General features: G+C 72.0%; 27 protein-coding genes. 9 read left to right on the forward strand and 18 right to left on the reverse strand.

Annotated features, from left to right (window positions below; all coding sequences use genetic code 11):
* Positions 1–13 precede the first annotated feature (13 nt).
* Genes ACYVP9_RS08705 through ACYVP9_RS08725 form a run of 5 tightly spaced genes read right to left on the reverse strand, consistent with a single transcriptional unit; the run spans position 14 to position 4,235 of the window.
* Entirely contained in the window at positions 14–643 is a 630-nt protein-coding gene (locus tag ACYVP9_RS08705; RefSeq protein WP_460604378.1) for an SCO family protein, read from the reverse strand.
* Complete coding sequence (locus ACYVP9_RS08710; protein ID WP_460604379.1) at positions 640–1,146, reverse strand: copper chaperone PCu(A)C; 507 nt, start codon at positions 1,144–1,146, stop codon at positions 640–642. The genes ACYVP9_RS08705 and ACYVP9_RS08710 overlap by 4 nt, the downstream gene beginning before the upstream one ends.
* Positions 1,143–1,877, reverse strand: a complete 735-nt coding sequence (locus ACYVP9_RS08715; protein WP_460604381.1) for a YcnI family copper-binding membrane protein — start codon at positions 1,875–1,877, stop codon at positions 1,143–1,145. The genes ACYVP9_RS08710 and ACYVP9_RS08715 overlap by 4 nt, the downstream gene beginning before the upstream one ends.
* Positions 1,878–1,890: 13 nt before the next feature.
* The gene (locus ACYVP9_RS08720) at positions 1,891–3,579 is read right to left on the reverse strand and encodes a copper resistance CopC/CopD family protein (protein ID WP_460604383.1); all 1,689 of its coding nucleotides are present in this window, start codon (positions 3,577–3,579) and stop codon (positions 1,891–1,893) included.
* Positions 3,576–4,235 (reverse strand): zf-HC2 domain-containing protein, encoded by a 660-nt coding sequence (locus ACYVP9_RS08725; RefSeq protein ID WP_460604385.1) that lies wholly within the window; start codon positions 4,233–4,235, stop codon positions 3,576–3,578. The genes ACYVP9_RS08720 and ACYVP9_RS08725 overlap by 4 nt, the downstream gene beginning before the upstream one ends.
* A gap of 55 nt (positions 4,236–4,290) precedes the next feature.
* Between ACYVP9_RS08725 and ACYVP9_RS08730 the strand changes: the two genes are divergently transcribed.
* Positions 4,291–4,824 carry a sigma-70 family RNA polymerase sigma factor gene (locus ACYVP9_RS08730; RefSeq protein WP_460604386.1) on the forward strand — a complete coding sequence of 178 codons (534 nt, stop codon included), beginning with the start codon at positions 4,291–4,293 and terminating at the stop codon, positions 4,822–4,824.
* On the opposite strand, the gene ACYVP9_RS08735 is transcribed toward ACYVP9_RS08730, so the two are convergent.
* Together ACYVP9_RS08735 and ACYVP9_RS08740 are read right to left on the reverse strand one after the other, a co-directional pair.
* Positions 4,800–5,219 (reverse strand): DUF3817 domain-containing protein, encoded by a 420-nt coding sequence (locus tag ACYVP9_RS08735; RefSeq protein ID WP_460604387.1) that lies wholly within the window; start codon positions 5,217–5,219, stop codon positions 4,800–4,802. The genes ACYVP9_RS08730 and ACYVP9_RS08735 overlap by 25 nt on opposite strands.
* Positions 5,216–5,617 (reverse strand): hypothetical protein, encoded by a 402-nt coding sequence (locus ACYVP9_RS08740; RefSeq protein ID WP_460604389.1) that lies wholly within the window; start codon positions 5,615–5,617, stop codon positions 5,216–5,218. Before ACYVP9_RS08740 ends, ACYVP9_RS08735 begins: the two co-directional genes overlap by 4 nt.
* Positions 5,618–6,012: 395 nt before the next feature.
* On the opposite strand from ACYVP9_RS08740, the gene ACYVP9_RS08745 reads away from it, so the two are divergent.
* From ACYVP9_RS08745 to mptB, 3 genes are read left to right on the forward strand one after another with little or no spacing between them, the layout of a single operon-like run.
* A complete protein-coding gene (locus ACYVP9_RS08745; RefSeq protein WP_460604390.1) occupies positions 6,013–7,260 on the forward strand; it encodes a hypothetical protein in 1,248 nt (415 codons plus the stop codon).
* Positions 7,261–7,293: 33 nt separating this feature from the next.
* The gene (locus ACYVP9_RS08750; RefSeq protein WP_460604392.1) at positions 7,294–7,920 is read left to right on the forward strand and encodes an alpha-ketoglutarate-dependent dioxygenase AlkB family protein; all 627 of its coding nucleotides are present in this window, start codon (positions 7,294–7,296) and stop codon (positions 7,918–7,920) included.
* Positions 7,921–7,941: 21 nt separating this feature from the next.
* A complete protein-coding gene (gene mptB, locus ACYVP9_RS08755; protein WP_460604394.1) occupies positions 7,942–9,297 on the forward strand; it encodes a putative hexosyltransferase in 1,356 nt (451 codons plus the stop codon).
* Here mptB and ACYVP9_RS08760 read toward each other — a convergent pair.
* The 3 genes from ACYVP9_RS08760 to ACYVP9_RS08770 are packed head-to-tail and all read right to left on the reverse strand — an operon-like array spanning position 9,281 to position 11,708.
* Entirely contained in the window at positions 9,281–10,051 is a 771-nt protein-coding gene (locus ACYVP9_RS08760; RefSeq protein ID WP_460604395.1) for an enoyl-CoA hydratase/isomerase family protein, read from the reverse strand. The genes mptB and ACYVP9_RS08760 overlap by 17 nt on opposite strands.
* Positions 10,048–10,458 (reverse strand): SCP2 sterol-binding domain-containing protein, encoded by a 411-nt coding sequence (locus ACYVP9_RS08765; RefSeq protein WP_460604396.1) that lies wholly within the window; start codon positions 10,456–10,458, stop codon positions 10,048–10,050. The genes ACYVP9_RS08760 and ACYVP9_RS08765 overlap by 4 nt, the downstream gene beginning before the upstream one ends.
* 2 nt (positions 10,459–10,460) lie before the next feature.
* The gene (locus tag ACYVP9_RS08770) at positions 10,461–11,708 is read right to left on the reverse strand and encodes a cytochrome P450 (protein WP_460604398.1); all 1,248 of its coding nucleotides are present in this window, start codon (positions 11,706–11,708) and stop codon (positions 10,461–10,463) included.
* A gap of 76 nt (positions 11,709–11,784) precedes the next feature.
* Here ACYVP9_RS08770 and ACYVP9_RS08775 point away from each other — a divergent pair, with 76 nt between their 5' ends.
* The 4 genes from ACYVP9_RS08775 to ACYVP9_RS08790 all read left to right on the forward strand — a co-directional run bounded on the left by ACYVP9_RS08775 (position 11,785) and on the right by ACYVP9_RS08790 (position 15,228).
* Positions 11,785–13,176, forward strand: coding sequence for an aldehyde dehydrogenase family protein (locus tag ACYVP9_RS08775; protein WP_460604400.1), 1,392 nt, complete (start codon positions 11,785–11,787; stop codon positions 13,174–13,176).
* Positions 13,176–13,733 carry a TetR/AcrR family transcriptional regulator gene (locus ACYVP9_RS08780; protein WP_460604401.1) on the forward strand — a complete coding sequence of 186 codons (558 nt, stop codon included), beginning with the start codon at positions 13,176–13,178 and terminating at the stop codon, positions 13,731–13,733. The genes ACYVP9_RS08775 and ACYVP9_RS08780 overlap by 1 nt, the downstream gene beginning before the upstream one ends.
* 110 nt (positions 13,734–13,843) lie before the next feature.
* The gene (locus ACYVP9_RS08785) at positions 13,844–14,335 is read left to right on the forward strand and encodes a YflT domain-containing protein (protein ID WP_460604403.1); all 492 of its coding nucleotides are present in this window, start codon (positions 13,844–13,846) and stop codon (positions 14,333–14,335) included.
* 62 nt (positions 14,336–14,397) lie between these two features.
* A complete protein-coding gene (locus tag ACYVP9_RS08790; RefSeq protein WP_460604404.1) occupies positions 14,398–15,228 on the forward strand; it encodes an SDR family oxidoreductase in 831 nt (276 codons plus the stop codon).
* Here the strand turns inward: ACYVP9_RS08790 and ACYVP9_RS08795 are convergent.
* The 3 genes from ACYVP9_RS08795 to ACYVP9_RS08805 all read right to left on the reverse strand — a co-directional run bounded on the left by ACYVP9_RS08795 (position 15,198) and on the right by ACYVP9_RS08805 (position 18,696).
* The gene (locus ACYVP9_RS08795; protein WP_460604405.1) at positions 15,198–17,123 is read right to left on the reverse strand and encodes a DUF2339 domain-containing protein; all 1,926 of its coding nucleotides are present in this window, start codon (positions 17,121–17,123) and stop codon (positions 15,198–15,200) included. The two genes, ACYVP9_RS08790 and ACYVP9_RS08795, sit on opposite strands and share 31 nt — an antisense overlap.
* 133 nt (positions 17,124–17,256) lie before the next feature.
* Positions 17,257–17,460 carry a cold-shock protein gene (gene cspE, locus ACYVP9_RS08800; RefSeq protein WP_460604406.1) on the reverse strand — a complete coding sequence of 68 codons (204 nt, stop codon included), beginning with the start codon at positions 17,458–17,460 and terminating at the stop codon, positions 17,257–17,259.
* 183 nt (positions 17,461–17,643) lie between these two features.
* Positions 17,644–18,696, reverse strand: a complete 1,053-nt coding sequence (locus ACYVP9_RS08805) for a fatty acid desaturase family protein (protein WP_460604407.1) — start codon at positions 18,694–18,696, stop codon at positions 17,644–17,646.
* A gap of 212 nt (positions 18,697–18,908) precedes the next feature.
* Between ACYVP9_RS08805 and wrbA the strand changes: the two genes are divergently transcribed.
* The gene (gene wrbA / locus ACYVP9_RS08810) at positions 18,909–19,514 is read left to right on the forward strand and encodes an NADPH-dependent FMN reductase family protein (protein ID WP_460604408.1); all 606 of its coding nucleotides are present in this window, start codon (positions 18,909–18,911) and stop codon (positions 19,512–19,514) included.
* 4 nt (positions 19,515–19,518) lie between these two features.
* On the opposite strand, the gene ACYVP9_RS08815 is transcribed toward wrbA, so the two are convergent.
* The 5 genes from ACYVP9_RS08815 to ACYVP9_RS08835 form a co-directional block, all read right to left on the reverse strand.
* A complete protein-coding gene (locus tag ACYVP9_RS08815; RefSeq protein ID WP_460604409.1) occupies positions 19,519–19,923 on the reverse strand; it encodes a nuclear transport factor 2 family protein in 405 nt (134 codons plus the stop codon).
* Positions 19,920–20,543: a glycerophosphodiester phosphodiesterase gene (locus ACYVP9_RS08820; protein ID WP_460604410.1), complete on the reverse strand. Its 624-nt coding sequence runs from the start codon at positions 20,541–20,543 to the stop codon at positions 19,920–19,922. Before ACYVP9_RS08820 ends, ACYVP9_RS08815 begins: the two co-directional genes overlap by 4 nt.
* Complete coding sequence (locus ACYVP9_RS08825; protein WP_460604411.1) at positions 20,540–21,511, reverse strand: ABC transporter ATP-binding protein; 972 nt, start codon at positions 21,509–21,511, stop codon at positions 20,540–20,542. The genes ACYVP9_RS08820 and ACYVP9_RS08825 overlap by 4 nt, the downstream gene beginning before the upstream one ends.
* Before the next feature lie 177 nt (positions 21,512–21,688).
* Positions 21,689–22,339, reverse strand: coding sequence for a nucleoside/nucleotide kinase family protein (locus ACYVP9_RS08830; protein WP_460605050.1), 651 nt, complete (start codon positions 22,337–22,339; stop codon positions 21,689–21,691).
* A gap of 31 nt (positions 22,340–22,370) precedes the next feature.
* Positions 22,371–23,408 (reverse strand): rhamnose ABC transporter substrate-binding protein, encoded by a 1,038-nt coding sequence (locus tag ACYVP9_RS08835; protein ID WP_460604412.1) that lies wholly within the window; start codon positions 23,406–23,408, stop codon positions 22,371–22,373.
* Positions 23,409–23,417: the final 9 nt, after the last annotated feature.

The raw sequence follows: 23,417 nt of genomic DNA on the forward strand, positions 1-23,417 counted from the left end.
TGGGAGAGACGCCCTAGGCCTTCGCCACCACAGGGAGATCGTGGGCGACCTGCTTGCTGAGGTTCACGCTCTGCAGAAAGGTCACGCGGGCGTAGTCGTCGGGGCCGTAGAGCAGCAGCTGCGACGAGTGCGTCTGCCCGTTGTCCTCGGCGACGGTGATGTGCGCGGCCGCCTGGGCGGCGTCGATCTCGGTCTGCGTGCCGGTGAGACCGATGAACCTCGCGCCCTGCGTCTTCGGCGAGAAGTTCGACAGCCACTTCTTCAGCACCGAAGGCTTGTCACGCTTGACGTCCGTCGTCACGAACACGACGTCCGTCTTCGCTGCCACCGACGCGGGGACCTTCTGCAGCGCCGCCTGCACGTCCGCCATCGTCGTGGGACACACGTCCGGACAGTTCGTGTAGCCGAAGAACAGCAACGTCGGACGTCCGGAGGTTGCCGTGCCGAAGGCGAACTTCTTGCCGGCCGTGTCGGTGAGCGTGAAGCTCGGCCGCGGCTGCGGCGGGGTCAGTCCGGCGCCGAGATAGGTGCCGTCGCCGCTGTTGCCGATCAGTTCGGACGACTTCGGGGCCGGGTCGCCCGACGAGGAACAGCCCGCCACCAGCGCCACCACGGCGACGAGCAGGAACAGAACGCGTTTCACTTCGGAACTCCTGATGCGGTGGGTGCGGGTTGCCCGAACGGTACGACGGGGGTGGTGATCTCCACCGTCCCGGCATTGCGGAACGTCAGCTGAAAGGTGACGTTGTCGCCCTTCTCCAACGTCCCGTAGATCTGCTCGATCATCACGTGCACCCCGCCGGGCGTCATGACGACCGTCTTGCCGGCCGGGATGGTCAGGCCGGTCGCGAGCGCGACCATCCGTCCGCCCTGGTCCTGGTGCAGCGTGTTCGAGCCACCGGCGCCGCTATCGACGTCGGTGAGGACGTCCGGCGTGCCGGTGTTGTTGCGGATGGTGAAGTACGCGGCCGCGCGCTCGGTCGGCGGCACCGGCGGACGGAGGTACGCCCCGTACACGCTCACGGGCTGGCTCGGGCCGGAACCGCCGGACGCGGCCGACTGCGGCATCGCCCCGCGCACGAGGCCGGCGCCGCCGACCGCGAGCGCGAGCACACCCGCGGCGACCGCGGGCCAGGGCAGCTTCACGAGCGGGCCCTCGCCCGGTTGACGATCGAGAGTCCGAGGGCTCCGGCCGCGAGCACGACGGCGATGATCGAGAGCACGATCGGTCCGGTGTTCGACGGCTCGTCGTGGTCGTCCGCAGTGACCGTGAGGTCCGACTGGTACGCGCCCTCGCTCGAGGACGCCGACGACCCGCCGCCGTGGTGGTCACCGCTCGCCGCGGCGAGCTGCAGCGTCGGGGCGGGGAAGTCGGGCTCCTCGGACGAGCCGGGCGCCGGCGTCTGGATCCAGCTGACGACCTTGCCGTTCGAGTAGGTCTGGATCGCCTTGAACGTGATGCTGTCCTGCTCGGGCAGCGGTCCCAGCTGCACGACGAACTGCTGGAACTGGCCCGGCTTCACACCGGCACCGGCGGACGCCGTCCAGGTGATGCGGCTGACGCCCTCGGTGATCGGGCCGTCGTCGCTCTGCACCGGCTTGGCGAGCTTCGCCTTCGTCTCGACGGCCGTCCAGCCGGCGAGCGGCTGCGTGGCCGCGTAAGCGATGCCGTCGGGCAGCTGCACCTGCAGCTTCACCGTCGACGCGTCCGCTTCCTCGGTGGGCACGCGGAAGTTCACGACGCCGTAGCCGCCCTGCGTCGCGTCCGTCGACGAGACCGAGACGTGCGCGCTCGCGGGACCGGCGAAGACGGTCGTCGCAGCGAGCAGACCCACGCCGGTCATGGTGACGATCGCGGCTGTGCGCAGTCGGGACATTCGGGGTTTCCTCTCAGTGCATCTCGAGCGAGACGTTGGCGGTGGTGGCGTCGAACTGCGACGTCTGGACGGTGAGGTCGATGCGCCAGGTGCCGGGCACGGTCAGGTCGGCGGTGCCCTCGAACGTGCGTCCGGCAGCGCGGGTGAGCTTGATGGGGACGGGGCCGATCTTCTTCTCGACCTGGGTCGCGGTCGCTTGGATCGAGGTCGGACGGGCTCCGCTCGACACGTCGACGGTCATCGTCACCGAGCCGTGTGTGCCGGGGTCGACCGAGACGGTGAGGGTGCGCCCGCCGCCGAGCGACGTGCTGGTCGAGATCGGCTCGCGGTACTGCGCGGCTAGGTCCTCCTTGCCCCGCGGCGACGCGACGAGCACCGCGGTCAGCGCGAGCACGACGGCGGCGATCACGACCTCGACGACCACGCCGCGGCGCAGGCGCTCGGTGGCGACGGGGTCGGGGGTCTCGTCGAACTCCTCCTCGACCGTGTCCGTGTTCGCATAGGCCAGTCGCGGACGGGCGACCCGCTGTCGCACCGCCCGGCGCGAGAGGTTGGCGACGGCGACGATGCCGACGAACAGCACCGCCTTCGCGACGACCAACAGCCCGTAGCGGGTGGTGAACAGGGCGTCGATCGTGCCGACGCCGCGCCACGCGTTGTACGAGCCGGTCACCGCGAGCACCACGACCGACGTGAACGCGACCTTCGAGAAGACGGGCAGCACGCGGTGCAGCTCGTCCGGTTCGCGCCGCGGCAGCACGGCGGCGACGAGCACGACCAACCCGCCGACCCACACCGCCATCGCGAGCAGGTGCAGCATGTCGACGACGATCGACAGCGTCGCCGGTGACGTGGTTCCCGCGTGGCCGGCGGCCGAGAAGCTGGCCGCGATACCGATGGCGGCGAGCCCGGCGATGCCCTCCCACGGCGCGGGTTGCGCGCCCACCCGCAACGAGATCGCGAACAGCAGTCCGACGACGCCGAGCAGGGCCAGCCGGACGCTGTGCAGCTGCCCGTAGTCGGTGTGCAGGGTGGCGTCTGCCAGCGTCGTGTCGAACAGGCGCCATGGTCCGAGTCCGGCCGTGTACGGGCCCTGCATCAGCAGTTCGAGCACGGCGCCGACGACGGTGGCCGTCCAGCCCGTCCACACGAGGCGGCGGGCGCGGCGGTCGTCGCGTCCCTCGGGCCAGACGGTGAGCAGCAGCCAGGCGCCGCCGAGCAGCGCGAGCCCGGCGAACGAGACCCACCGCAGCACGTCGAACACGGCCTCGGTGGTGCTGTTGCCGCCCGACTCGGCCACGCTGCCGCGCACCAGCGCGCCGTCGCCCACGACGAAGCGGACGGTGCCCGCCACCGGGTGCGAGTCGGCCGACACCACCCGGAAGCTGACCGTGTACGCGCCGTCCTTCAGCCCGGACCGCAGCGTGTCGGTGATCTCGGTCTGGTCGCCGGGCTGCGTGCCGTTGCTGGTGTCGACGCGGCGTCCGGTCTGGTCGGTGACGTGCACGTAGCCGATGCCACCGAGGCGGACGGGTTCGTCGAAGGTGATCGTCACCGACTTCGGCGCCGCCTTCAGGCGCGAACCGTCCTCCGGACTCGACGTCACGACGGTCGCGTGCGCCGACGCCGGCGAGGCGAGCAGCAGGCCCGTCCCCAGCAGTCCGGCGAGCAGCGCGAGGAACGCGACGAGGCGGCGGGTCACGCGACGCTCCGCAGGCCGGGCTTGTCGTCGTCGTCGCGGCGGCGCTGGCGGCCGGCGTCGAACCGGCCCGGCGGCAGCGCTCGCTCGGCGCGGTCGAGCAGCAGCAGCACGAGCAGGCCGGCGACGACGGCGGCGTGGGTGGCGATCCGTCCGACAGTCACGACACCGGCGGCGACGTCGTGGATCGACAGCGCCATCAGCACGACGGTGAAGGTGGCCAGCAGCGGAACGAGCCCGGTCGCGCGGCGCGGCACCGACGCGGCGGCGAGGAACGCGACGCCGATCGCGAGGTTCCACGCGGCACCCTCGTGCGCGCCGTGGGAGCTCATCGCCATGCCGAGCTCGTCGCCGAAGATCGCGGGCAGTCCGATCGCGAGCTGGGCGACGCCGATGACGCCGAGCAGCACGCGCAGCCAGTGGCGGCGGCGGAGCACCCGGCGGGCGGGCAGCGCGATGCCGGCGGTGATGACGTCCGAGAGGTCGGGCACGGGTGTGACGTCGAGCCGGGCCTGCCGGGTCACCACGGCCGCGTCCTCGGCCCATCGGGCACAATCGGAGCAGGACGAGAGGTGCGAGTCCAGCACGGACGGCGACATGCCGAGCGGCTCGTCGTCGAGTCGCGCGGACACCGCTTCGCGGAATCGCTCGCACCTCACGCGATAACAGTCGGGCCGACCGGCCCCGAAGTTCCCGGCGAGACCCAGGTCACAGATGGACGAGTACGACGAGGTCACGACGGTGGCCCTGCGCGCGCGGCGCGGCGACGCCGCCGCGGCGGCCGAACTCGTCCGCGCGACCCAGTCGGACGTCTGGCGGCTCTGCGCGCACCTCGCCGGACGCGACCACGCCGACGACCTGACCCAGGACACCTACGCCCGCGCGTTCGGTTCGCTGCACCGGTTCCTCGGACGGTCGTCCGCCCGCACGTGGTTGCTGTCGATCGCGCGGCGGGCGTGCGCCGACTTCGTCCGCTCGGCCCAGCGGGACCGGCGGGCGCCGCTGGTGCGCGAGCGGTCGCAGGCCGACCACGCCGACTCGGTGGCGGTGCGCGATCTCGTGCAGCTGCTCGAACCCGAGCGGCGCGAGGCGTTCGTGCTCACCCAGGTGCTGGGGCTGTCGTACGCGGAGACCGCCGAGGTGTGCTCGTGCCCAGTGGGCACGGTGCGCTCGCGGGTGGCGCGGGCGCGCGCCGACCTCGTCGAGGCGCTGGGCGACGGGCGTCAGTCGCGGACGTCCGCCGGCTGACCCTGCGCCGCCCCGTCGGCCGCCCGACGGGTCTGCCGGGTCACGAAGTGCTCGGCGACGAACGACATCGTCGGAATCGTGCCGGCCAGCATGACCACGGCGTAGCGCAACAGCGGCCAGCGCAGCCGGAAGCCGAGCAGCGCGGTGATGATCACGTAGATCATGAACAGCCAGCCGTGTCCGATCCACAGCAGCGCGTACAACGGCGGGTCGACGTCGGCGGCGTACTTGACGATCAGCTCGATGGTGCCGGCGAGCAGCACGACACCGGTCACGAATGCCATGACGCGGTAGCGCATGAGCGCACCGCTCGCCTCGTCGACGGTCTTCGGCGCGACGCGGGGCTGGCGGATGCCGAGGATGTTGGCCGGTCCCGCGGTGGGCGTGCTGCTCATGCCGAGCCGGTCTCCTTCTCGTGCCGCGCGTTCAGCTGCGCGAGGTAGTCGTTGTAGGCGGCCATCGTGTCGTCCTCCGGCGCGGGCGCCGGCGGCGGGACGTACCGGCGGTATGCCACGTCACGCTCGCTCTCGACCGGCGCCGGCGGGTCGACGGGCGCGCCGCTGGCGTCGTGGTTGCGGACGCGGTCGCGCATCACGCGGAACCACATCAGCAGCGTGAACAGCGCGAACGCCCACCACTGGAGGGCGTAGCCGAAGTTGCGGACGTTGAAGTGCTTCTGGTCGGACACGTCCAGTTGCCAGCGCCCGAGCGACGCCATCGTCACCACCATCGCGACGGTGAGCACGTGCAGCGCGACCCAACCCGGCCGGAGCGCGAAGCGGTAGCGATGCACGGCTCCACGGTACGACAGCGCGCTGTGCGCGGGCCCGGACGTCGGACAGGTTCGGCGGCGCACACACCCCTCCCGTCCGGCCTACTGCTCTGCCCGCACCGGCGCGCACCGGACGGGTCAGCGATCCTTCTGCTCTGCCCGCGCCGGCGCGCAGCGGGCGGACCATCCGCGCTCCTGCTCTGCCCGCATCGACGAGGGAGCCGGGGTGCGGGGCCGGCCACCCGCGCCGGACGCGGGCAGAGCAGAAAGGTCGCCAGACGCGGTCCCGCCCGCGCGGACGCGGGCAGAGCAGAACAGTCGTCAGACGCGGTCTCGCCCGCGCGGACGCGGGCAGAGCAGAAGGACCGACGAAGGGTGGGGCCTGCCGCGGTACCGGGGCAGGTGATGATGGCCGCGTGGACGATCCGTGGGGCCTCGACCAGCCGCCGGCCGTGGCCCACGTGTCCTCGCTGCCGGGGCGCGACGCGGGCGACGACGCGCCGGACCTCGACCCGTACGACCGTCCGTCCGTGGGCGACCTGCCCGAGGTCTCCGCGCTCACGGCGGACGGGTGGACGCTGCTGCACCCCGCCCCGTTGTATGAGCTCGTGCCGGCCGCGTGGCCGGCGGAGTTGCGCACCTGGGTGCCCGTCACGCAGGACTCCTGGGCGGCCGACGACGCCCGCTCGGCGGCGCGCGCGGCGGGATTGCCCGCTCCCCCGCCGCACCGGCTGTGGCTGCTGCGCTCGCCGTTCCCGAGGCTGCCGGTGACGGCCGTCCACGAGATCGTCTGGGCCGAGGTCGAGCGGCGCCGCGGCGACGACTGGTTCCGCACGCGGGAGGCCCGGCGCCCGCACACCGAGCAGGTGCAGGTGTTCGAGGCGACCCGCGAGCTGACGCGGTGGGACGAGGACCGGTTCCTCGCCGCCTGCCCGGACGAACTGCGGCAGCTGCTCGACGCGTGGGCCGCCGAGGGGCACACCGGTGAGCCCGTCGCCCGCCTCGTCGGGCGCCGCATCCGACCCGACCAGCTGCGACGCGCTCAGGACCGCACCGGGCTCGACGCGGCGGCCCTGCTCGACTGGCTCGACTCGACCGAGGGCGATCCCGAGGACGACGACCTGCTCGACTTCGTCACCGCCTGGCGCGAGGCCGGCCTCCCCGGCGACCCACCGCCCGGCGCGGAACGGTTCCGCGAGTTCGACCTCAGCGAGCTGCGCGCCTGGCTCGACGCCGGCTACCCGCTGCACCACGCCGACCGGTTGCGCGAGGTCGGCCTCGAACGCGCGATCGCCTGGCGTGCGGCCGGTTTCGGTCCCGGCGAGACCAAGTCCCTGTTCGCCGCCGACCCGACGCTCACCGTCGCCGAGGCGCGGGCGTTCGACGGCGTCGACCTGCGCGACGAATGGGTGCGGCTCGGCTTCTCCGGCGACGAGGCCCGCGCCTGGGCCGCCGAAGGGCTCGGGCCCAGCGAGGCCCGGCTGTGGCGGGCGGTCGGGCGCCGTCCGTCCGAGGTCGACGGCCACACGTTCCCGCCCGAGCTGCTCGGGTCGGGCGTCAGCTACGTCGGCTTCTCGTCCGTCAACGGCATCAACACCTATGACCAATGGGACGAGCTGCCCGACCCGCCGGGCACCCGAGGGCGCCGCGCGAACCGCGACTGACATTTCGTACGCACGTTCGGTACCGTCGACCGGGTGACCGCGTTCCAGGCCTCGCTGTTCGACGCGGCCGAGGACGTCGGACCCGGCCCGCTCGGGGCCACCGTCCGCCGCACCGAACTCACCGACGGCGCGTGGCTGGACGTCCGCCCCCGCTGGGTGAGCGGCGCCGACGCGCTCTTCGACCGGTTGCGCACCGGCGTCGAGTGGCACGCCGAGCGGCGTCCGATGTACGACCGCGTCGTCGACGTCCCCCGCCTGCTGCACTTCGTCGGTGAGAAGGACCCGCTGCCCGACCCCGCCCTGGTCGAGCTCAAACGGTCGCTCGACGACCACTACCGCGCCGAACTCGGCGAACCGTTCGCCACCTGCGGCATGTGCCTCTACCGCGACGGCCGCGACAGCGTCGCCTGGCACGGCGACCGCATCGGTCGCGGCAGCACCCACGACACGATGGTCGCGATCGTCGTGCTCGGCTCGCCACGGGCGCTCGCGCTGCGTCCGGTCGGCGGCGGACCGTCCCGCCGGTTCGAACTCGGCCACGGCGACCTCGTCGTCATGGGCGGCTCGTGCCAGCGCACGTGGGAGCACGCCGTGCCGAAGACCTCGAAGCCGGTCGGCCCGCGCATCAGCGTGCAGTTCCGTCCGCGCGGGGTCCGCTGAGCGCTCGGTAGCGTCTGCCCGGTGACGAGCGGCGGACGGACGGCAGCCGTCGCGCTCGCCGGCTTCGTCGCGGCGTGCCTCGCGGTGGTCGCGGGCGGACGGGCGTTCACGGGCACGTCCGTGCCGCCCACCCGCTGGCTCGGCCTGATCCCGGAGCGGGGCTGGCGCGCGGGCGACTCCCCCGTCTGGGGCGTGCTGCTGTGGGCCGGCATCGTCGGGCTCTCCCTGGCGTGGGTGGCGATGCTGCGGCTGCGTCCACCGCTGCGGACGGCCTGGACGCTCGCCGCCGCGTGGGCCGCCCCGTTCGTCGTCGGACCCCCGCTGGTCAGCAAGGACGTGTACGCCTACGCCGCGCAGGCCCTGATGCTGCGCCGCGGACTGGACGTCTACACCGACAGCCCGAAGGCGCTGACCGGCGGCGGCGACGCCGCCCGCGCGCTCGCGGCGGTCGACCCCCGGTGGCAGTCGTCCGAGAGCCCGTACGGTCCCGCGACCACCCTGCTGCTGCGCGCCATCGGCGCGGTGACGGGTGACCCCACGGTCGCGGTGGTGCTGCTGCGCGCGGTGGCCGTGCTGTCGGTGGCCGCGCTGGCAGTAGTGGCCACGCGCCTGGCCTCGACGCGGACGGCGGACACCGTCGTGCTGATCGCCCTCAACCCGCTCGTACTCGTGCACGCGCTCTCGGCCGCGCACGTCGAGGCCCTGATGTGCGCGCTGCTGGTCGCCTCGCTGGTCGTCGCGCAGCGCCGCCGGTACGAGGTGGCGGTGGCACTCGCCTGCCTGGCCGGGCTGGTCAAGGCGCCGGCCTTCCTCGCCGTCGGACCGATCGTGCTGTGGCACGTGCTGGGAACGCCGCTGCCCGCGCGCGACCGCGTACGACGCCTGGCCGTGGACGCCGCGATCGCACTCGTCACGGTCGTCGTGGTCAGCACGGTGACCCCGCACGGCTGGGGCTGGATCGGCAATCTCTCGACGCCGACGCAAGGCGACCCGACGTCGTCGATCACGGGCAATCTGCGGCTGGGCACCGTCGGCCAGGCCCTCGGCGCGCTCGCCGCCCTGGCGATCGTCGCGTACCTCCTGACGACGTTCCGACGGCGGACGCTCGCCGCGACGACCGGGTACGGCCTGCTCGCGGTCGCGTTCCTGCTGCCGGTCACCTACCCCTGGTACGCGCTGTGGGGCGTGGTGTGCGTGCTGCCGTCCGCGACCGGACGGGTGCGCACCGCGCTGGTCGCGCTGTGCGTCGCCAAGGCGTCGTTCTCCATCCCGGGCGCGCCGGGCTGGCTCACGGGAGTGCTGTCGATGTCCGTCGTGGTCGCGGCCGCTGCGTGGGTCGTGTTCTCCTACCGACGGACGGTCAGCGCACCCGCGTGAAGTCGGGCGCGCGCCGCTCGGCGAACGCCTGGATGCCCTCGCGCCCGTCCGGACCGTCGGCGCACGCCGAGATCGACGCGGCTTCGGCCTCGAGGTGGTCGTCGAGCGGACGCCACGTGTCGTGCACCAGCTTCTTGGCGCCGGCGAACGCCGTCCGCGGGCCGGCGGCGAGTTCCTTCGCCAGCGCGATCGCCCGCGCGTCGACCTCGTCGTCGGGCAGCACCTCGTCGACGATGCCGAGCCGCAGCGCGTCGTCGGCCGACAGCACCGCGTTGCGCAGCAGGATCGACTTCGCCCGGCGCTCGCCCACCGCACGCGGCAGCGTCCACGACATGCCGCCGTCCGGGGTCACCCCGATGCCCGAGTAGGCCGGACGCATCTGCACCGACTGCCCTGCGATCACGACGTCGGACGCGAGCAGCGTGCTCATGCCCGCGCCGGCCGCCCAGCCGCGCACCCCGACGACGATCGGCGGGGCCACCCGCATCGCGCGGATGATGCGGTGGAACCCGTCGGCGAGCTCCTTGATGAACCCCTTCGGGTCGTCGGACGCCGCCATCCCCTTCACGTCGCCACCGACGCAGAAGTGGTCGCCGGCGGCGACGAGCGCGACCGCACCGGCGTCTCCGACGTTCTCGAAGGCCTCCCAGAGCTCGATGGTCATCGCCATGTCGAGCGGGTTGCGTCGCTGGGGCTGGTCGAGCCGGACGACGAGCACGTCGCCGTCGCGCTCGAGCGCGATCGTCTCGGTCATGCGGTCACCAGCAGGTCGTCGCGGCCGTCGGCCTTCAGCATCTCCACGTACGCAGGAAACAGCTGCTTGGTCGTCGGCACAAGCTTGAGGAGAGCAGCGACACGGCCGTCGACGCTCACCTGCTTGCGCGCCATGGCGACCGGCAGGTTCACCTTGCCCTGCCAGAACCGGTTCGCGACGTCGGACGTCATCCGCATCGTGGCGTCGGCGGGATCGTCCGCAGAGCCGAGGGTGACCGTCCGCTCGGGCAGGTTCACGATCATCGTCGCGTCGGGCTCGGTGGTGACCACCTTCAGCGTGACGCCGGTGGCGGCCAGCCTCGGGCCGAGCGTGTCGTCGGCGAGCGCCTGCTCGAAGATGCCGCCGACGTAACGGCGCAGATCGTCCGGACCGGTGAACGACGGCACGGTCACGCTCCCTGAACGGTGCACGGCATCGACTTCACACCGTGGACGAAGTTGCTGACGAGGTAGTCCGGCTCACCCAGTTCGAGACCGGGCGCGCGGCGCAGTAGCTCGTCGACGATGGCCCGCAGCTGCGTCTTCGCGAGGTTGGCACCCATGCAGAAGTGCGGGCCGCCGCCGCCGAACCCGACGTGCTTGTTGGGCGTGCGCGAGAGGTCGAACTCGAGCGGACGTTCGAACACGGCCTCGTCCCTGTTGCCGGAGCCGTACATCATCACGACCTTCTCGCCCGCCGCGATGTCGACGCCGGCGAGCACGGTGTCCTCGGTCGCCACGCGCTTGAACGTCTGCACCGGCGTGGCCCAGCGGACGAACTCCTCGACGGCCGAACGGATGCGCTCGTCGAAGTCGGCAGCGAGCCACGCGCGCTGGTCGGGGTTCTGTTGCAGCGCGAGCATCGTGTGGCTGATCGTGTTGCGCGTGGTGTCGTTGCCCGCCACCGACAGCAGCACGAAGAACGCGCTGATCTCCTCGTCCGTCAGCGTCTCGCCGTCGACCTCGGCCTGCACCAGCGCGGTCATCAGGTCGTCGCGGGGCTCCGCGCGCCGGTTCTCGGCCAGCTCGAGCCCCGCCACGATCAGCGTCTGCGTCGCGTCGTTGACGAGCTCGAGCGGGTCGAGATCGCCGCGCGCGGCGGTGTCGTTGCTGGACACCAGCAGGTCGGCGGCCTGCGCGACCGGCTCCTGCTGCTCGGCGGGCAGGCCGACCATCTCGTAGATCGTCCACATGGGCAGCCGCATCGACACCTGGTGCACGAAGTCGCACTTGCCGGCGTCGAGCAGGTCGTCGACGATGCGGCGGGCCTGGTCACGGATCTGCTCCTCGACGGTGCGCACCCGCTTCGGCGTGAAGGCCGAGCTGACCAGCTTGCGCAGTGCGGTGTGGCGGGGCGCGTCCATGGCGAGGAACGACTGCGTCGCCTCGAGGAACATCTCGGGGATGTTCTCCAGCTGCACGCCCTGGCCGGAGCAGAAGATCTCGGGTCGGTGGCTGACGTCGCCGATGTCGGCGTGCCGCACCACCGCCCAGAACCCGTCGTCGTCCTCCGAGGGCATGAGGCCGCCGTCGGCCGGACGTTGCCAGCTCACCGGTTCGTGGGCCCGCAGGTGGGCGAAGGAGCGTTCACGCTCGACCGCCGGGGTCGACCAGAACGCGGTGGACGAGACGTCGGTGTCCGCGTACGAACGGTCCATCTCACGGAACGTAACATAAGGTACCTTACGTTTGAAGGCCCTGTGCGGACAGGGGATCCGGCGTACGGTGACGCCCATGACGACCTCGGCACCCCGCGTCTCCCACTCCCGCGAGAGCATCCCCGACACCGTCGCCCGGCTGCGGACGACGTTCCGCAGCGGCCGCACCAAGCCGGTCGAGTGGCGCCTCGACCAGCTCGCCGCCCTGCAGCGCATGCTCGTCGAGCGCGAGGCGGAGTTCGTCGAGGCGCTGCGCATGGACCTCGGCCGTCCCGCCCCCGAGGCGTGGCTGGCCGACCTCGCGCCCGTCAGCGCCGAGATCCGGCACGCGAGCAAGCACTTGCGCACCTGGATGCGCCCGACGCGCGTGCCGGTGCCGCTGGCGGTGCAGCCCGGACGCGCCTGGTACCAGTACGAGCCACTCGGCGTCGTGCTCGTCATCGCCCCGTGGAACTACCCGCTGCAGCTCGGGCTCGGCCCGATCGTCGCCGCGCTCGCCGCCGGCAACTGCGTGGTGCTCAAGCCGTCCGAGGTCGCGTCCGCCTGCGCGTCGGTGCTCGCCCGGGTGCTGCCGAAGTACCTCGACCCCGAGGCCGTCGCGGTCGTCGAGGGTGCGGTCGACGAGACGCACGAGCTGCTCGACCAGGGTTTCGACCACTGCCTGTTCACCGGCAGCCCCGAGGTCGGCAAGATCGTCATGGCCGCGGCGGCCAAGCACCTGACGCCGGTGACGCTCGAGCTGGGCGGCAAGAGCCCGGCCATCGTCGCCGCGGACGCCAACGTGAAGGTCGCCGCCCGCCGCGTCGCCTTCGGCAAGCTGCTCAACTCCGGCCAGACCTGCATCGCACCCGACTACGTGCTCGTCGACCGGTCGGTCCGCGACACGTTCGTCCGCGAGTTGAAGACCGCGCTCGACACGTTCAGCCCCGAACCGTCCCTGCCGGTCGTGAACGAGCGCCACGCGGGCCGCCTCGAGAAGCTGCTGCAGTCGGCCGGCGGCGAGACCGTCCGCGGCGGCAGCGTCGAGACCTCGACCCACCGCGCGCAGCTGACGGTGGTCGTCGACCCCGACGCGGGATCCGACCTCATGCGCGAGGAGATCTTCGGCCCGATCCTGCCGGTCGTCACCGTCGACTCGCTCGACGACGCGATCGCCCACGTGCAGCAGGGCCCCAAGCCCCTGGCGATGTACCTGTTCACCGAGAGCCGGGCGACCGAGGAGCGCGTGCTCGGCGAGATCAGCTCCGGCGGCGCCTGCATCAACCACCTGCTCTACCACATCATGGTGCCCGAGCTGCCCTTCGGCGGAGTGGGCAACAGCGGCACCGGCGCCTACCACGGCTCGTGGGGATTCCAGACGTTCAGTCACCGCAAGGCGGTGCTGCGCAAGGGCACGCGTCCCGACCCGTCCTTCGCCTACCCGCCGTTCACCCGCATCAAAGAAGCAATCCTGCGCAAAGTCTTCTAGTGAGAGTCGTCGTCACCCGCGACGACTACTTCGCCGCGGCGCTCGATCTGCTCGCCCGCGAGGGGCACGCCCGGCTGCGCATCGGCCGGCTGTGCTCCTCGCTCGGCGTGACGACCGGCTCCTTCTACCACTACTTCGGCAACTGGGACGCCTTCGTCGTCGAGCTGCTGACGCACTGGGAGCGGGAGAAGACGCTCAAGCTCGCGGACGCTGCCGCGGCCGAACCCGACGCTCGCGCCCGCGTGCGGTCGTTGAAGAAGGTGGTCGCGTCGTTGCCCCACGAGGCCGAGACGGCGATCCGCGCCTGGAGCCACGTGAACCCCGCCGTCGCCGAGGTGCAGCAGCGGGTCGACGACGAGCGTCTGTCCACGCTGCGCTCGGCCATCGGCGAGGTCGTCGGACGGGGCCGGCGGGCCGAACGGCTCGCCGTGCTCGGCCTGTCCCTGCTCATCGGACAGCAGCAGTGGGGACGAGGCGTCGACCGTCGCGAGCTCGCGCAGCTGTTCGACGAGTACGAGGCGTTGATCATGGGGATGGCCGCCTCCGTCGCGAGCTGACGCCTTCACAGCTTTCACCTGGTCAGCGCTCAGGGAAGCTCCAGCGCCCGCGGGGACGTTGAAGATGTCGGCGGAACCGCCGACGATCTCAGTCCAAGGAGACGATCACCATGACCGGCCCGATGGCCCCCCGTTACGACTCCGCGTTCCTCGCGTGGAACACGGTGGCCGGGTACGACGACCACGACAGCGCCCGCGCCGCTGTCGACCGACTCGCCGCACGCGGCTTCCCGATCGAGCACCTCGACATCGTCGGTTCGGACGTCAAGCTGGTGGAGCGTGTCGTCGGGAAGATGACCCGCGGCCGCGCCACGCTCGCGGGCGCGTCCCAGGGCGTGTGGATGGGTCTGTTCGTCGGTCTGCTCATGTCGCTGTTCGCCGGCGGCGCCGCCGTCGCGGCCACCATCGTCTCGGCGGTGCTCGTCGGTGCCGGCGTCGGCGCGGCGTTCGGCCTCGCCGCGCAGAGCGCGCTGAAGGGCAAGCAGAACTTCGCCACCGCCCGCAGCTTCGTCGCCGGACGGTACGACGTCGTGGCCCGCAACGGCTTCGCCGAGCAGGCCCGGCAGCTGCTGGCCCAGCAGGACGGGCCCGTCAAGGTCTGACTCGTCCGCCCGCGGACGGGCGCTACGTTCGACCCTGACCTGACAGCGGCGAAGGGACGATCGTGGCGGACGAACTCGCAGGCAAGACGTTGATCATGTCCGGCGGCAGCCGCGGCATCGGTCTCGCGATCGGTGTCGCGGCGTCGCGGCTGGGCGCCAACGTCGTCGTGCTGGCCAAGACCGACAAGCCCGACCCGCGCCTGCCCGGCACGATCCACACCGCCGCCGCCGAGATCGAGGCGGCCGGCGGTGCCTGCCTGCCGGTCGTCGGCGACGTGCGCGACGAGGCGTCGGTGCAGAACGCCGTCGACCAGGCCGTCGATCGCTTCGGCGGCATCGACATCTGCGTGAACAACGCCTCCGCCCTCGCGCTGCAGAAGACCGAGGAGCTGCCCGTCAAGCGGTTCGACCTGATGCAACAGATCCAACTGCGTGGGACTTTCCTCCTCACCCGCGCCTCGCTGCCGCACCTGCGCAAGGCGGAGAACCCGCACGTGCTGACCCTGTCACCGCCGGTGAACCTCGACCCGAAGTGGATGGGGCAGTACCCGGCGTACACGCTCGCCAAGTACGGCATGACGCTGCTGACGCTCGGCTGGGCGGCCGAGTACGCCGAGGCCGGCGTGGCGGCCAACACGCTGTGGCCGCAGACGATGATCGCCACCGCTGCGGTCGGCAACCTGCTCGGCGGCGACGACGCGCTGTCGAAGTCGCGCAAGCCGGAGATCATGGCCGACGCCGCGATGGCGATCGTGACCCGTCCGTCCCGGGAGATGACGGGCAACACCTGGATCGACGTGGACGTACTGCGCGAGGCCGGCGTGACCGACCTCGCGCAGTACGGCGGTGGACCCGACGTGGTCTACGACCTGTACATCGATCCGCCGGCCTGAACCGGTTCCCGCGCCGCCTCGTCGTCGTCGACGGTGGTCCGTGAGGCGTAGCGCGCGCCGGCAGCCAGCAGCACCAGCCCGGCCCCCAGGAACGACAGCACGCGCGGGATGCCGCTGAGCGACGACAGGTCGAACAGCACCAGCTTGGCGACCGCGGCGGCGACGAGCGCAAGACCGGTGACCCGCAGCGGCGTCGAGTGCGTCCAGCGCAGCAGCAGCACCAGCGCGGCGACGGTCCACGACACGGTCACGCCGACGTGCCCGGCGAGAAAGCCGCGCTCGTCCGGCGAGATCGCCAACCCCATCGACACGACGGCGGCCGTCGCGCCGTAGAGCCCGGCCAGGCCCGCGGTGATCCAGATCGGACGGACGCCGTCGGCGTCCCCGGCCGCGACCGTCCGTCCTGCCGCCCAGGCGAAGGCGACCGCGGCGACGGCGACCAGCAGTCCGGTGGCCCCCATGGCCAAGACCTCGGATCGAGCGACGGTGCCGTACGGGGCGACGGTGACGAACTCGGGACGAAGCGACTCGGCGAGCGCGATCATGAGGCCGAGACCCCCGACGCCGGCGGCGGCGACGGCCGCGGCGGCGTAGCGGGCGGTGCCGGCGAGGACGGCCAGCAGCACCGCGCCGCCCAGCAGGGCGAGAGCGCGGCCGGAGCCGTCCGCACCGAGACACACGGCCTGGACGGCGGTGACCACCGCTCCCCCGCCGATCGCGAGGGCGAAGCCGTCGGGAACGGGCAGGGCGCGGGTGCGCTGGGCCGTCCACAGCGCCGCGAGCAGAGCGCCGAAGCCCCCCAGGACGACGGCGGCGGTCGTGCCGGCGAGCAGCGGCGCCGACACCATCACCGGCACGGGCGCGGCGAGTGCGAGGCCGAGGGCGATGTCATGGCGCTGCCGAGAGGCGAGCAGGGTGGCGACGGCGAGTTGGACGGTGGCGACCACGACGGCGAGGCCGGCGACGACGGGCGCGTCGGTGCCACCGTCGATGCGGGCCGCGGCGAGGGCGAGCACAGCCAGGCTCGGCGGGACGTTGGCCACGAGGGCGAGACCGCCCCAGCGGTGGCCGAGGTGCACGGGGGACGTCGCGACCTGCAGGACGAGCAGGAAGCCGAGCAGCAGCGCCGGCTGGTGGACGCCGGTAAGGACGGGTCCGCTCAGCGCACAGCCGAGCACGACGAACCCGGCGAGCAGCTCGCTGCGCCAGACGTGGGCGACACCGACACCCGCCGCGGCGACGGCGAGGCCGAGCCCGAGACCGGCGGCGGGCGGGACGAAGTGGTAGCCGGCGGTCGTCGCGATGACGTCGAGGAACAGGCCGGCGAACCCGGTCGCGGCCGCGGCCCGTCCGCCGATCTGCCCGCCGGGACGCCGGTGCAGCGCCAGCCCGATGCCGACGAGCGCGGCGCTCAGGGCGCCGCCCAGCAGCAGTCGCGGCACGGGACCGATGTAGCCGCGCTGGACGGCGAGCACGAGCAGCAGGACGAGACCGGCCAGCGTGACGCCCGCGCCGACCCACGCGAGGATGCGGCTGCCCGCGCCCTCGCGGCCCAGCCGTTCCCACAGCGTGGGGGGCGGCGGGCCCGGCGGGGTGCCGCCGACGCGGGCGGTTTGCATCGGCCAGGGCGGAGACGTGGGTGGCGGTGCAGGAGACGGGTACGGCGGGCGGGGGGCCGCGGGCGGGTACGGCGTCGGGTACTGCAGGGGGACGGGGCCGAAGGCCGGCGGCTGGGCCGGCGGCACGGCGTACGGGGCGGCCGGTGCGGTGGCGGGGCGCTGCCACTGCCGGAGTTCGGCGCCGATGGTGGTGAGCCGGTCGCTCACCGCGGACAGTTCGTCCGCGAGACGGGGCAGCGGGTCGTGGTGCGGGTGGTACGGCGGTGTCGAGGTCATGCCCCCGACGAAACCGGCCACAGGCCGTCCGCACATGCGTATCGGTACTCAGCCGCGCCGGGACGCGGCAGCGTCCGGACGCGAAACGGCCCGGGCAGCGAGGCTGCCCGGGCCGTTCGTGCGTCTGGGTGTGTCAGACGGCGCGGACGTTCGCGGCCTGCAGGCCCTTCTGGCCCTGCGTGGTCTCGAACTCGACGCGCTGCTCCTCTTCGAGGCTCTTGTAGCCGTTGCCCTCGATGGCCGAGTAGTGGACGAAGACGTCCTTGCTGCCGTCGTCGGGAGCGATGAAGCCGAAGCCCTTTTCGCTGTTGAACCACTTGACCGTGCCCTGTGCCATGCTCGTTCGTCCTTCCGGGGACTCCCTGCGCCCGCACCGTGTGCGCGTGACGCTGGTTGTGCGAAGGGACGGCTCGTGGTCGAGCCGGCGACAAACGCAACTCAACAATTACTTGCGCCGCGTGATCGCGCCGTTCGAACTGCTGACAACCACCGTCGAGGCTACCAGCATCAGGCCCCCTGCCTAGGCCGATGCGGCCGAGACCCGGGCCCGCAGCGGTGCGCCGAGGTCGTGCAGGTGCCGCAGCGCGAGGGCGTAGGAGCGGAAGAGACCGGTCTCGGCGTACGGGATGCGGTGCTGCGCGCAGTAGTCGCGCACCAGGTGCCGGGCACGTCGCAGGTTGGCGCGGGGCATGCTCGGGAACAGGTGGTGCTCGATCTGGTAGTTCAGTCCGCCGAGCAGCTGGTCGACGAACCACCCGCCGCGCACGTTGCGCGAGGTCAGAACCTGGCGGCGCAGGTAGTCGAGCTTCTCGTGCGCCGCGATGATCGGCATGCCCTTGTGGTTCGGCGCGAACGAGCAACCCATGTAGAAGCCGAAGACCGCCTGGTGCACGGCCACGAACGCGACGGCGTGCGCGAACGGCAGCAGGGCGAAGACGGCGACGCCGTACGCGGCGAGGTGCACCGCGAGCAGGGCGATCTCGGTGCGGCGCAGTCTGGCCGTCCGCGCACCGCGCAGGTACGCGATCGAGGCGACGTGCAGATTCAGGCCCTCCAGCATCAACAGCGGGAAGAACAGCACGGCCTGGTTGCGGACGATGGCGCGCGCGATCGGTCCACGAGAGGTCTCGGCGTGCGCGGTGGTGAAGGCGAGCACGCCCTCACCGATGTCGGGGTCGTGATCCTCCTTGTTCGGGTTGGCGTGGTGTCGGTTGTGTTTGTCGACCCACCACCCGATGCTCAAGCCGGACAGGAGGTTGCCTGCGAGCAGCCCGACGGCGGTGTTGCCCGAGCGCGACGCGCTGATCTGCTGGTGGCCGCCATCGTGGCCGAGGAAGGCGATCTGGGTCGACGCGACGCCGAGCAGACCGGCGGGGATCAACACGAACCAGGTGGCGCCGAGGAAGGCGGCCACCCACCAGCAGGCGGCGAAGAACGCGAGCGTCAGCGCGATACGCGTGACGTAGCGCAGCGGGGTGCGCTCGAGCAGGCGGGCGGCCCGGACGGCGCGGCTCAGGCCGGCGTAGTCACTGCCCCGTTGTTGTTCGGGGACGACAGCAGTCAGGACGGTCACGAGCGGGCTCCTCGGGTCGGATCCGACCTCGAAGGCGCTTCGCCGGATGTGTCCAGCATGACACGCAGAACGGTCCCCGACCGTGCGTCCGGCCCACGGACAGCGGTTGCTCAGGCATGACCGCGTGAAACAGGTCATCGATAGTTCGCTGTGCAACCACTTCGGGTATGTCGTCTTCGTACGCATCGATACCCGAGGAGGCCGGACTTCCGATGTCCGACGTGAACGTCTCGATCATCTACTACTCCGCGACCGGCACGCTGCACACGATGGCGCAGCGGCTGGCGAAGGCCGCCGAGGGCGCCGGCGGTGACGTGCGCCTGCTGCGCGTCGCCGAGAACGCGCCGGCCGAGGCGATCGCCTCGAACCCGACCTGGCAGCAGCACGTCGAGGAGACCAAGGACGCCCCGGTCGCCACGCCCGACGACATCGTGTGGGCGGACGTCGTGCTGTTCGGCACGCCCACCCGCTTCGGCAACGTCGCCGCGCAGCTGAAGAGCTACCTCGACTCGCTGGGCCCGAAGTGGCAACAGGGCCTGCTGGCCGACAAGGTCTACGCCGGCTTCACCGCGACCCAGACCGCGCACGGCGGTCAGGAGACGACGCTGCTCGCGCTGTACAACTCGATCCACCACTTCGGCGGATTGATCGTGGCTCCCGGCTACACGGACATGCTGAAGTTCGTCGACGGCAACCCGTACGGCGCCTCGCACGTCACCGGCGCGAACAACGACGCCCCCCTCGGCGACGCCGAGACCAATGCGCTCGACCACCTCGCCCAGCGCGCGGTGTCGATCGCCAAGCGGCTCAAGGGCTGAGCACTCACGACGGGGCCGGAGCGTCGGGGGGCGCGCCGGCCTTCAGTCGTGCCCCTACGGCGTCGGCCATCCGTGCCGCCAGCGCCTGCGCCGCCCTTAGCGGCCGAACCATCACGGTGAAGTCGGTGATGCGACCGTCCGCATCGAAGGTGATGAAGTCGGCGCCGGCGATGTCGAGGCCGTCGACCGTCGCCTCGAAGACCAGCACCTCTCCGTCGTCGCTGCGGAACTCGCGCACGTAGTGGAAGTCGACGAACACCTCGAACACCGCGCGCAGGATCATCTCGACGACCGGCCGGCCTTCGTACGGCCTGTGCGCGACGGGGCTGCGGAACACGACGTCGTCGGCGAGCAGCGACGTCGCGGCGTCGAGATCTCCCGCCTCGACCGCACTTCGGAACGTGGTCATGCTGCCTCCCGGATTCCGCGCGCCAGCGCGGGGTCGTCGGTGATGACGCCGGTGACACGCGGGTGCGCGAGCAACTCTGCCAGCCGGTCGTGGTCGTTCACCGTCCACACCCACAGCGGTGAGTCGACAGCGGCGAGGAACACGTCGGTGGCGATGGCGTCCTCGACCAGCGTGGTCGACGCGCCGCACGCCCGCGCCAGAGCGACCGCGTCGCCGGTGAAGACGCTGCCGTCGTAGGGCGCCTCGACGACCAGGCCGGTGTCGAGGTGCGGAGCGAGGTCGCGCACCTCCGCGAGCACCTCGGCGTAGGTCGACGTGATGAGCAACGGTCCGGAGAAGCCGTCCACCGCGTCGAGCAGCGGCCGCTCGAGTCCGAGTTCGACGATCTCGAGGTCGAGGCCGACGCGGCCGTCCGCCAGTTCGAGCAACGCTGCCAGCTCGGCCACGCCGTCGACGACGTCCCACGTGTCGTGGGCGAGCACCAGCCGACCGTCCGCGGCGAGGCGGACGTCGGTCTCGATCATGTCGCAGCCCGACGCGATCGCCGCCGCGAACGCGGCCATCGAGTTGTCGGGCAGTTCGAGGCTCGCACCGCGGTGCGCACAGACCAGCCCGCTCACGCCTGCGCCCCGGTGAGCCGGGGGGCGCCGGCCAGCAGGCGCAGCGTGTACTCGTCGGACGGGTGCGCGAGCACCCGTCCGACCGGTCCGGACTCGACGATGCGGCCGTCGCGCACGACGACGACGTCGTCGGCGATCGTGCGCACGAGCGGCAGGTTGTGCGTGACGAACAGGATGCTCAGACCCAGCTCGTCGTGCAGCTCGCGCAGCAACGTGACCACCGAGGCCTGCACCGAGACGTCCAGCGCGCTCGTGACCTCGTCGCACAGCAGCACCTGCGGCTCGCAGATCAACGCGCGGGCGATCGCGACGCGTTGGCGCTCACCGCCGGACAGCTCGTCGGGGTACTTCGCCGCGTAACCCGCGGGCAGCGACACGCGATCGAGCATGGCGGCGACGCGAGCCCCGCTCTCGTGGCGGGGCACGTCCAGCAGGGTCAACGGACGGGCGACGGACTGGCCGACCGTCCGCCGGGGGTTCAGCGAACCGTACGGGTTCTGGAACACGTACTGGATCGCCCGTGTGGCGCCCCGGGGGCGGCGGCGGACGGACGGCGCCAGGGCGACGCCGTTCAGGCGCACCTCCCCCGTCCAGCGGTCGTGCAGACCCGCGAGCGCGCGGGACACCGCGGTCTTGCCCGAGCCCGACTCCCCCACGAGCGCGAGGCAGCGCCGCGGCCGCAGCGCGAGATCGACGTCGGGCAGTCGCTCGTCACATGTCTCGACGTGTAATGCGCAACGTGGCGCAAAAGGACAACCGGGCGGACGGTTGCCCGGCGCAGGGGCGCGGCCGGGAATGGCGACGAGGGCGCGGGCGGCCTCGATGCGGGGCACCGCCGCGAGCAGCATGCGCGTGTAGGGATGGGCGGGTGCAGCGAAGACCGCGGCGGCGGGTCCCTGCTCGACGACGCGTCCGCCGTACATCACCGCGACCCGGTCGGCGAAGCTGCCGACGACCGAGAGGCGCATGACCCTCCCTCCCGAGGACCATGGTCTCGATCCGAGGCTTCGAACCCTAGGGCGAACAGGTGCGGTCGGCGCAGCAGCAACACCGGAATTCGCCCGATCGACACGGTGTCGTGTCTGGCGCATGATCCACCCGCGGGACGGCGCGCGGCGGCCGACACGCGCTGGACGAAGCGGACCTCACCCTCGGCGGCGGCCCGGCGTCGCGCCGTCGGTCAGGCGGATCACCAGGTCGGCGCCGTCGCGTGAGCCGCGGACCGTGCGGGCGTTCTCCTCGTCGACATCGGTCACCCAGGAACGTGCGGTCGCCGAGTCCTTCCCGAACGCGACGTGCCGCCGGACCAGACGCTCGACACGGACGTCGTCGTCGGGTTCGAGGTACCAGGCCGCGTCCAGTGCGCTGCGCGCGACGGACCATCCGTCGACGTCGAGCAGCAGGTAGTTGCCCTCGGTGATGACGAGGCGGACGTGGGGGTCGACGCGGACGGCGCCCGCCACGGGCTCCTCGATCTCGCGCCGGAACACCGGCGCGTAGACCGGGTGGTCTCCCGGCGTGCGGAGGCGTTGCAGCAGGGCGGCGTAACCCCACGAGTCGAAGGTGTCCGGCGCACCCTTGCGATCGGCCCTGCCCAGGCGTTCGAGTTCGGCCTGGGCCAGATGGAACCCGTCCATGCCGACGACGGCGGACGTAGGGCCGATGCGCTGGCAGAGCGCGTCGGCCACGGTCGACTTGCCTGCACCGGGAGCCCCCGTGATGCCGAGGATCACGCGGCGGCGATCCGCCATGAGGCGGCGCACCTCGACGACGAGATCGTCGAGGTGCGCCGTCATGTGGTCGGTTCGGGACACGGGCAGCAGGGACCTAGAACGCGAACTCGTCGACGTTCGACGGGGTGACGACCTTGGCGGGACCGAGGATCACGACACCGTCCGATCCGACCTTGAACGTGCCGAGGGAGCCGGCGGTGAAGCTCTCGCCGGCCTTGCCGGAGATCTTGCCCTGGGCCAGTGCCTGGGCCGCGTAGTAGGACAGCGTGCCGAGGTCCGAGACGTTCCACCACACGTCCTGGACGTTGCCGCCCTTGATGTAGTTCTTGATCAGCGACGCCGGCGCCAGCCCGGTGAGCTTGACCTTGCCGAGGGCGCCGACCTGCGTCAGAGCCTGGGCGGCGGCGGGCAGTCCGATCCCGGCGGGCACGATGATGCCCTTCAGGTTCGGGTAGGCCTGCACGAGCGACTTGGCCTGCTGCGCGTTGACGTCCGCCTTCTCCTGGCCGTAGGCGACCTTGACCAGACGCAGCTTCTTGAGCTTCGGGTCGCCGGCGAGGCGCGACTTCATGTTCGCGATCCACGCGTTCTGGTTGACGGCCGTGGGCGTCGAGGACAGCACGGCGAAGTCGCCGCCCTGCGCCCCCAGGAGCGTGCTCATGCTGTCGAGCATCTTCTGGCCGAGCTCGGCGGTCTTGGCCTGGTTGATGAAGACGGCGCGCGAGCCGGTGGCGACGTCGGAGTCCCACGACAGCACCTTGATGCCGGCCGCACGCGCCCGCTTGAGGGCGGCCGAGGTCGAGTTGAGGTCGCTGCCCGAGATCGCGATGACGCACACCCGCTGCGAGATGAGCTGGTTGACGAACGGGATCTGCGCGGCACCGGTGGCGTCACTGGGCGAGGTGTAGATGACCTTGCCCCCGGTCTTCTTCGCCGCCGCCTCGGCGGCCTTGCGCACCGTCACCATGTACGGGTCCGTTCCGAGCTTGGGGATGTAACCGACCGTCCCCTTGCCGTCCTTGCACGCGGCCTGCTGGCCGCCGCCTCCCGAACCGCTCGAGGCGCATCCGGTGAGCATGCCGGCGGCGGTCAACGCCGCCACCGCCAGCGAAGCCGTCCTGCGGACCTTCATGGTGTTCTC

The sequence above is a fragment of the Jatrophihabitans fulvus genome (assembly GCF_054781375.1).